This is a genomic window from Erythrobacter sp., assembly GCF_023653175.1.
In the GTDB taxonomy this organism is placed as follows: domain Bacteria; phylum Pseudomonadota; class Alphaproteobacteria; order Sphingomonadales; family Sphingomonadaceae; genus Erythrobacter.
Window position 1 is genome coordinate 1 of sequence record NZ_JAMNXL010000148.1, and the last position, 8853, is coordinate 8853.

Consider the following 8853-nt stretch of genomic DNA (forward strand, 5'->3'; position numbering starts at 1 on the left):
AGCTGAAGCCGGACAGGCGGTTGTTCCAAGCAGGACGGGCAGTAGGGTCACCGCAAGGCGACCGGGAATGGGCGAGATCATGAGCCAAGTTCCTTTGACCAGTTGATGGCATTGACGAAGATGCCGAGCGGGTTCTTGCGCAGGGCATCGGGGGTGCGCGGGGTCTGGACGGTGATCGTCAGGATCGCGGTCCAGCGACTGGTCTCGGCAAGGCTGCCATCGCGGTAGCGGCGTTCGACCCAGGCAACGCGGAAGCTGGTCGGCGAGGCGCGGATGACGCTGGTGACATCGATCCCGACCTGTTCGCGGCCAACAGCCGCGAAGGGATCATTGGTCCGTGCATAATCGTTGAGCACGAGAGCGCCGCGGTCGGTGACAAAGTCATAGGCACGCAGCCAGTTCTGGCGGACGATGATCGGGTCGGCAGGAATGTTGCGCACTTGCTCGATGAACCGAGCAAGGTGGAATGCAATCTGCGGGTCGCTTGGGTCAAAGTCGCTGACCGCAGGGGCGACGGCCTGAGCTTCGCCAAGCTTGTCGACCTGCACCACCCAGGGAATGATCGAGCCCTGCGAACCCTGCCAGACGATCCCGACCGTGAGGCAGGCGGACAGACCGAGCGCGCCGAAAAAAGCATAGCGCCAGCTTCGCGCCTGCACTCGCGCGGAGCCGATGCGCTCGTCCCAGACCTGGGCTGCGCGTTGGTAGGGCGTTTCAGGCTCGGGGGTCTTGCCATAGCGGATCGAGGGTCGTCGGAACATCTGCGTCAGTCCTTTTCTGAGGTGTCGACCGAGGCACCGCCGCCATGGCTGTCGCCCGATTTGAGCGTATGAGCAGCGATGCTCGCGCCGTGTGAGATCGTCTGCCGGTCCTTCATCGCCTTGGCCCAGGCTGGTTGGTCGGCACCGGTATCTGACGGCGCAGGCGGCGATGGCGGCGGCGTGTTAGGTCCGGGCGTGATGCTGCCACCCGTCTTGGTGATGGCGTCGCGGCTGCCGTCGCGGAAGGATTGCTTCACGCCGTCACCGGCCTTGCGTAGCGGCGATGTCGCAGCGCTGGCGGCATATTCGCCGACGGCACGCGCGCCGCATGCCACTGCTGCGCCGCCCGACTTGCCGGCGGACCCAAGGGCGTAGGCCATGGTCGCGCCGCCGGCCGCGCGCGAGGTGCCTTGCGCGACGCTGGAGGCGGCACTGGCGACTGCGCCGCCCGCCAGTTTTGCACCGGCGACAGCGCCTGCGGCAGCGCCGCCAGCGAGCAGTGCGGTGCCGGCTGCGGCGCCAGCGCCAAGCTGGGGCCCGCCTGACACGATGCCATTGGCGATCCCGGGACCAAAAATGCCGAGGCCGAGGAGCGCCAGGCTCGCCAGCACGATCGACAATGCGTCCTCGATGGTGGGCTCGCCCGCGATGGCGGTTGTGAACTCGGAAAAGATGGTCGAGCCGATGCCAACGATCACCGCGAGCACCAGCACCTTGATGCCCGACGAGACGACATGGCCAAGCACGCGTTCGGCCATGAAGGCGGTCTTGCCGAACAGGCCGAACGGGATCAGCACGAAGCCGCAGAGCGTTGCCAGCTTGAACTCGATGAGGGTGATGAACAACTGGATCGACAGGATGAAGAAGGCGATGATGACGATCGCCCAGGCGACCAGCAGGATCACGATCTGCAGGAAATTCTCGAAGAAGCTGACAAAGCCGAGGAGCTCGGAGATCGACTCCAGCAAGGGATAGGCGGCATCAAGCCCGACTTGCGCGACCCGGCCCGGCTGCAGCAGTTCGGCTGCTGTAAACCCGGTGCCACTGGCCTTGAGGCCAAGCCCGGCAAAGCTCTCGAACACGATGCGCGCGAGGCTGTTCCAGTTGCCGATGATGTAGGCAAAGATGCCGACAAACAGGGTCTTCTTGACCAGGCGGGCAAGAATGTCGTCCTGCTCGCCCCATGACCAGAACAGCGCTGCCAGCGTGACATCGATGACGATCAGCGTGGTTGCGATGAAGGCGACTTCGCCGCCCAGGAGGCCGAACCCGCTGTCGATGTAGCGCGAGAAGATGTCGAGGAAGCGGTCGACGACGCCTGTGCCACCCATGTCAGCGATCCCCCGCCATATCGAGGGCGGCATCACCGATGTTCTCAGCCACAGGCGACGCGTCCGCCGCATCGCGCTCGGCTTGCCCAAGGAACCGGCGGCGTTCCGCTGCCCAGGCTGCGGTGCAGATACCGACCGATGCCGCCTCAAGGCCGAGCGCTGCGCAATAGGCGAGGGTGGCCTTTGCATCGTCTCCGGCTTCATGTGCCGCAGCGATGACATCGCCTCGCGGCGGCGCAGGCTCTTCGCGCAATTCGAGCACGGCCATGGTGATGGCAATAGCGACGAAGGCGCCGGCCCCAATCCGCGCGAAGAGCTTGCTGTCCATCGCCTCAGTTCCCGAATAGCCGGGCACTGCCCGGAACATAGGGCCGGCGATCGCCGAGGAAGTGGCGCAGCTGTTCGCGTGCCTGCGCCTTGGCTGCCGCTTGTGCAGCCGCATCGAGCGATTGCGCGCGCGCGAGCGAGGCGACCGTGGCGGTCAGATCTGCGAGTTGCTGCGCCTGCACCGCCAGCAGCTGATTGCCAGCCTGGGCGGCCTGAAGCGCGCCGGTTGCCGACTGGCTTGAGCCAACGAGGCTGTCGATAGCGCCGCGCGTTCCGTCGATATTGCCGACCACGCCGGCCTGAACACGCAGGGCATCCTCGAAGGCGCCGACGCTGTTCTGCCACCGGGCTTCGGCGCCCTGGACCAGCATTCGTTGCGGCCCCGTCATCGAGCCCTCGCGATAGTTCTTCTGGAACTCGCGCTCGATCTGACGGACGTCGTAAGCCACGCGCTGCGCCTGCCCAAGCAAAGCTTGCGTCTGCCTGATCTGCGCCTGCAGTGGTTCGAGCACGGTCAGTGGCAGCGATTGCAGGTTGCGCGCTTCGTTGACGAGCGAGGTGGCCTGATTCTGGAGCTGCCGGATCTGGTTGTTGATCTGCTCGAGCGTGCGCGCAGCAGTCAGGATGTTCTGGGCATAGTTGCGCGGGTCGAACACTACGCCGCCGAGCTGGGCACTGGCAGCGGTCGGCAGCATGGCGCCGACGCTGACCGAGAGAACCGCGGCACTGGCAGCAAGCATCGAGACGAATTTACGGGCTTTCATGGGCACTACTCCTGGGATTGGTCCGGCAAGGGACCGGGCTGTGGACCGGGTTGGGGAAGGGGAGAGGGGGCGGGCAGCAGCTCGGCTGCCCAGGCAAGACCGCGATGACGCAGCCAGCGCGCCGCAAAGTCGGCGCAGCCGTGCGCCGCCGTGATTGCATCGATCGCGAGTTGATCAGTCTTTGATGAGGTCGCGGTGAAGGCGAGGGCGACTTCGCCGAGGCCAAGTTCGAACAATCGGTTGCCGCGCGCTGACTGGCAGTAATAATCGCGCTTGGGCGTCGCGCGCGCGATGATCTCGATCTGCCGGTCATTGAGGCCGAAGCGCCGATAGATCGCTAATATCTGTGGTTCGACCGCGCGTTCGTTGGGGAGGAAGATGCGGGTGGGGCAGCTTTCGATGATCGCTGGCGCAATCGCACTGGTCTCGATGTCGGCGAGGCTCTGGGTCGCGAAAACCACGCTCGCATTCTTCTTGCGCAACGTCTTGAGCCATTCGCGTAAGCGTGCGGCAAAGGCCGGGCTGTCGAGGACGAGCCAGCCCTCGTCGATGATGATCATGGTTGGCGAGCCGTCGAGCCGGCCTTCGATACGGTGGAACAGGTAGGAGAGCACGGCAGGGGCTGCAGCCGAGCCCGTCAGTCCTTCGGTCTCGAAGGCTTGAAACCTCGCTTTCCCCAGATGTTCACTCTCGGCATCGAGCAGCCGCCCGAACGGCCCGCCAATGCAATAGGGCGCGAGCGCCTGTTTCAAGGCCTGCGACTGGAGCAGGACGGCGAGGCCAGTGAGCGTGCGTTCAGCCATGGGGGCGGTCGCGAGCGAGGTCAGCGCCGACCAGAGATGCTCTTTGGTCGCGGGATCGATGGTTATGCCTTCGGCAGTGAGGATCGCCTGAAGCCATTCGGCCGCCCAATTGCGTTCTGCCGGTTCGTCGATCCGCGCCAGTGGTTGCAACAGCACCGCACCAGCGCTGTCGTCCGAAAGGCTCGTTCCTAAATCTTGCCAGTCACCGCCGCAGGCAAGCGCCGCTGCCCGGATCGATCCGCCGAAATCGAAAGCAAAGACCTGGGCTTGGGTATACCGCTGAAACTGCAGCGCCATCAGTGCCAGCAGCACCGACTTGCCGGCCCCGGTCGGACCGACGATCAGCGCATGCCCGACGTCGCCGACATGGAGCGAAAACCGGAACGGGGTCGAGCCTTCGGTCCGCGCATAGAATAGTGGGGAGGCATTGAAGTGATCGTCCCGTTCCGGCCCGGCCCACACGGCGGATAGGGGGATCATGTGGGCAAGGTTCAATGTGGAGATCGGCGGTTGCCGGACATTGGCGTAGACATGGCCGGGAAGCGATCCGAGCCAGGCTTCGACCGCGTTCATGCCTTCGACGATCACGGTGAAATCGCGGCCCTGGATGACCTTCTCGACCAGACGCAGCTTTTCGGCTGCCAGCGCCGGATCCTCGTCCCAGACGGTAACGGTGGCGGTAACATAGGCCTGGCCGACAAAATCCGATCCGAGCTCTTGCAGCGCAGCATCGGCATCGGCGGCTTTGTTTGAGGCATCGCTGTCGAGCAGCGTCGAGGCCTCGTTGGTCATCACTTCCTTGAGGATGCTGGCGACCGATTTGCGCTTGGCGAACCATTGCCGGCGGATTTTGGCGGTCAGCTTTGTGGCGTCGGTCTTGTCGAGCATCACCGCGCGGGTCGACCAGCGATAGGCGAACGCCAAGCGGTTGAGTTCGTCGAGCAAGCCCGGGAAGGTGCTGCTGGGGAAGCCGACCACGGTCAGCGTGCGCAGATGCGCGCGGCCCAAGCGCGGCTCGAGCCCGCCCGTTAGCAGTTCGTCGGCCAGCACGGCGTCGAGATGCATCGGAGTTTCGGGAACGCGGACACGGTGACTGCGGGTGGAAACGCAGCTGTGCAGGTAGGTCAGTGTCTCGCCGTCATCGAGCCACGCCACCTCGGGCACAAAGCCATCGATCAGACGCAGCAGGCGCTCGGTGCGATCGACGAAGAGGTCGAGCAGTTCTTTGGGATTGATGCCCTTTTCGGCCTTGCCCTCGTAGAGCCAGCTTTCGGCGCGGGCCGCGTCTTCGGCGGGCGGCATCCACAGCAGGGTCAGGAAATAGCGGCTCTCGAAATGTGCGCCTTCCTCGGCAAATTGCGCGGCGCGTTCACGCTCGACCAGTGCCGAGGCCGGATCGGGAAAGTCGCTGTCGGGATAGTCCAGCGCGGGGCGGCGCACTGCCTCGACGAAAATGGCCCAGCCTGAACCCAGTCGCCGCAGCGCGCTGTTCAGGCGCGCGGTCGTCGCGATCAGCTCTGCGGGCGTCGCGCTGTCGAGATCGGGACCGCGGAAGCGGGCCGAGCGCTGAAAGCTGCCATCCTTGTTGAGCACGACGCCGGGCGCGACCAGCGCGGCCCAGGGCAGGAAGTCGGCAAGCTGGTCGGCCTTGTTCCGATATTCGCGAAGCGAGAGCATGGGCTCAGACCCTCAGAAACGTGGGAAAGCGCAGATGCCGCCGCGCGACATCGACGAATTGCGGATCGCGCCGGGCGGCCCAGACCGAGACCATGTGCCCAAGCGCGAAGATCACCACCCCGGCGATCCACAGCCGCAGGCCAAGCCCGATCGCGGCGGCCAGCGTCGCATTGGCGATCGCCAGCCCGCGCGGTGCGCCGCCAAGCAGGATATGCTCGGTCAGCGCGCGGTGAACCGGAACGACAAAGCCGGGCACAGCTTCGGGCGGCATGGTCTCCATCAGACGAGAGCCCCGCCGCCGAACGAGAAGAACGACAGGAAGAAGGAGGAGGCGGCAAACGCGATCGACAGGCCGAAGACGATCTAGATCATCCGCCGCGCGCCGCCCGAGGTGTCGCCGAACGCCAGCGCCAGACCGGTGGCGATGATGATCATGACCGCCACGATCTTGGCGACGGGGCCCTGGATGGACTCGAGGATCGACTGGAGCGGCGCTTCCCACGGCATCGATGAGCCGGCAGCACGAGCAGGGCCCGCAATGGAAAGAGCAACGAAGCCGCCGAGCATGGCAGCGGAGAGGCGGGCGCGGGCGCGCGATAGGGTACGGATCACGATGAAATTCCTGTGGCTGGGGGTGTGATGGGGCGGAGGGTGTAGTCGCCATGGGCATCGAGGCCGGTGACCTCGGCGAGTTCGGCAAGCCGCCGTCCGGTCCCGTCGCGGACCAAAACGGCGATCACATCAATGGTCTCGGCGATCAGCGCGCGCGGCACGGTGACCACGCTCTCCTGAATGAGCTGCTCCATGCGCCGCAGGACCCCCAGCGCGGATCCTGCGTGGATCGTGCCGACGCCGCCGGGATGGCCCGTGCCCCAGGCCTTCAAGAGGTCGAGCGCTTCGGCACCGCGCACCTCTCCGATCGGGATCCGGTCGGGCCGGAGGCGCAGGGCAGAACGGACCAGGTCGGAGAGCGTGACCACGCCGTCCTTGGTGCGCAGCGACACGAGGTTGGGCGCAGCGCATTGCAGCTCGCGGGTGTCTTCGATCAGGACCACGCGGTCGTTGGTCTTGGCGACTTCGGCCAGCAGCGCGTTGGTGAGGGTGGTCTTGCCGGTCGACGTGCCGCCAGCGACGAGGATGTTCTTCCGGGCCGCAACGGCGCGAACCAGCGCGTCGGCCTGCCATGGAGACATGATCTTCGCTGCAACATAATCTGCGAGCGTGAACACCGCGACCGCGGGCTTGCGGATCGCGAAGCTCGGCGCAGCCACCACCGGCGGCAGCAGACCTTCGAAGCGCTCACCCGTATCGGGAAGCTCGGCCGACACGCGCGGCGCCTTGGCATGAACCTCGGCTCCGACATGATGCGCCACCAAGCGGATGATCCGCTCGCCGTCAGCAGCGCACATCCCGCTTCCCGTATCGGCGATCCCTGCGCCGAGCCGATCGATCCACAGCCGCCCATCGGGATTGAGCATGACCTCGATGATCGAGGCATCCTCAAGCCAGGCGGCAATCTCCGGCCCGAGCGCGGTGCGCAGCATGCGCGCTCCGCGCGAAGATGCTAGCGACTGGATGGGGATGACGCTCATGAATTGCCTCGTTTCGGCGAGGCAACCGATCATCGGCTGCGCTCTTGAGGCAGATCAAAGAGACATCAAATGGTTGCGGTGCAACAGCTAGTTCGATGCGGCGCATGCTGGCGAAGAGTTGGCCGTGAAATGCGGCGCGTCAGACCTGAACGAAGCGCGCTTGATCCCGGTCGTATCGAAATTCCGTCACGGTTCCGTCGCTGATCCGAGTGACGAGCTCATTGATGGCTGCGAGCGGAACCAGAAACCATTCGCGAGGCTGGACAGACCTGCCAAAGCGGTCACCGGCTGAAAGATCCAGACGGGCGGGGGCCAGTGCGCGGTGTATCAAGCCCTCCAGTTTGCTCCGGTTGATGTTGTAGAGCTTGTATTCGGCAACAATTTCGACGTCGGCGAGCAGAAATGTCGGGTCATTGCGAGCATTGGCGATGCGGCTAGCGACAGGATGGCCGGTCACACCGATCTTGTGGATCAGCTCCCGGTGTTGGTCCACATAGGGGTGAGCCGATTTGCTGCGGAGCACATAGATCGTCCCGCTCGCCAGATCATCCGGTTCGGCGACATCGCCAAACAACGGACCGGCGCTGAGTTCGGTGATTCTGCGAGCCGTATCATCCCGATAAAGTGCCTTTTGGAATGACCGCGACAGAACGGTGGCTTCGGTTCCGTTGTCGTAAATCACGCGAACGCGGCGATCCTTGCGCTCATACTGCGTGACGAAGTCCTCGGTAGAGGCAGCAATATAGGCCAGCTGGCCGCCGACGATGAAGAAGTTGCCGGGTTGTATCTCAGCGAGGGTCACCTCGGTCTGTTCAAGCACCTTAGCCTGCCGCACCCCCGCTCTGAGATCGGCCTGAACCCGGTCGAACAGGGGGCTGTAGGCGTCGAAATCGGGGCAGGGCTCACGATTTGCGATCTCCTCGGCGGCACGCTTTTCGGCGCGGGACGAGACATGCCGAAGCCGGGTAATGTCGGCCTCAGCCCCGCCTGCTATGCCAAGTTCAGCGAGAAGGGCATCGTCATCGAGCGCGGCAGGAGCCGCTGCAGGGGTCGCGCTGTCAAGGATGCCTACGTTGTCTAAGGGCGACAATAATTCACGCGCCTCCGGCATCTTGCGTAGCTGTTCGAGGCGCACGGCATAGAGCCGTTCGAAGATGTCCCTATCGTCGCCATGCTGCGGCAGACGGCCATGTTCCACGACAAACCGCTGGATGTCTTCGAAGCCCGCGACAATCCGCTCCTGTAGCGGTGTCAACGTGCGCTTGGCCTCTGGCACCATGTCGACGCCGAGCTCTGCCAGAAGCTCCAGATCGCTGAGCTCAGCCATCGGCGCCGGCCTTTGTTGCATGGCGCTGGAGGAAGGCAATTCCTTCAGCCATCTTGCGCTCCCAGGCATCCTGCGACGTCAGTGCGGGCAACCGCCCACGCTCGCGCTTGAAGTCCAGTGCACGCTCGGCGAGGGCGCGGGCATCCTCGTAGGTCAGCTTGTCCTTCTTGGCGTTGATCACCGCCTGCACCTGGAGGAGCGTGGCCTCGTCCATCGCCTTGGCCATCACGGCTATGGTGGCATCGAAGGGATTGACGTGATCGATCAGGTC

The 8853-nt window shown here is 64.7% G+C and carries 9 protein-coding genes and 1 pseudogene; all 10 read right to left on the reverse strand.

The genetic code is table 11. The annotated features are described in order from the left end of the window. Positions 1 to 77: 77 nt before the first annotated feature. Complete coding sequence (gene trbF / locus NBV68_RS14635) at positions 78 to 761, reverse strand: conjugal transfer protein TrbF (protein WP_296310969.1); 684 nt, start codon at positions 759 to 761, stop codon at positions 78 to 80. 5 nt (positions 762 to 766) lie between these two features. Next, entirely contained in the window at positions 767 to 2092 is a 1326-nt protein-coding gene (gene trbL, locus NBV68_RS14640) for a P-type conjugative transfer protein TrbL (RefSeq protein ID WP_296310971.1), read from the reverse strand. Position 2093: 1 nt separating this feature from the next. Then, a complete protein-coding gene (gene trbK-alt / locus NBV68_RS14645) occupies positions 2094 to 2420 on the reverse strand; it encodes a putative entry exclusion protein TrbK-alt (RefSeq protein WP_296310973.1) in 327 nt (108 codons plus the stop codon). Positions 2421 to 2424: 4 nt separating this feature from the next. Next, on the reverse strand, positions 2425 to 3183 hold the full coding sequence (trbJ, locus tag NBV68_RS14650; protein ID WP_296310984.1) for a P-type conjugative transfer protein TrbJ: 759 nt from the start codon (positions 3181 to 3183) through the stop codon (positions 2425 to 2427). Positions 3184 to 3188: 5 nt separating this feature from the next. Then, entirely contained in the window at positions 3189 to 5663 is a 2475-nt protein-coding gene (trbE, locus tag NBV68_RS14655) for a conjugal transfer protein TrbE (RefSeq protein WP_296310976.1), read from the reverse strand. Positions 5664 to 5667: 4 nt separating this feature from the next. Next, complete coding sequence (locus NBV68_RS14660) at positions 5668 to 5943, reverse strand: VirB3 family type IV secretion system protein (RefSeq protein ID WP_066528291.1); 276 nt, start codon at positions 5941 to 5943, stop codon at positions 5668 to 5670. Next, positions 5943 to 6275, reverse strand: a pseudogene (locus NBV68_RS14665) (TrbC/VirB2 family protein). The gene NBV68_RS14660 and the pseudogene NBV68_RS14665 overlap by 1 nt, the downstream one beginning before the upstream one ends. Beyond that, positions 6272 to 7255, reverse strand: a complete 984-nt coding sequence (gene trbB, locus NBV68_RS14670) for a P-type conjugative transfer ATPase TrbB (protein ID WP_296310979.1) — start codon at positions 7253 to 7255, stop codon at positions 6272 to 6274. Before trbB ends, NBV68_RS14665 begins: the two are co-directional and overlap by 4 nt. A gap of 139 nt (positions 7256 to 7394) precedes the next feature. Continuing rightward, complete coding sequence (locus NBV68_RS14675) at positions 7395 to 8582, reverse strand: GIY-YIG nuclease family protein (protein WP_296310980.1); 1188 nt, start codon at positions 8580 to 8582, stop codon at positions 7395 to 7397. Then, a partial coding sequence (locus NBV68_RS14680) for a pseudomurein-binding repeat-containing protein (RefSeq protein ID WP_296310982.1) occupies positions 8575 to 8853 on the reverse strand: 279 nt, incomplete at its 5' end. The genes NBV68_RS14675 and NBV68_RS14680, both read right to left, overlap by 8 nt.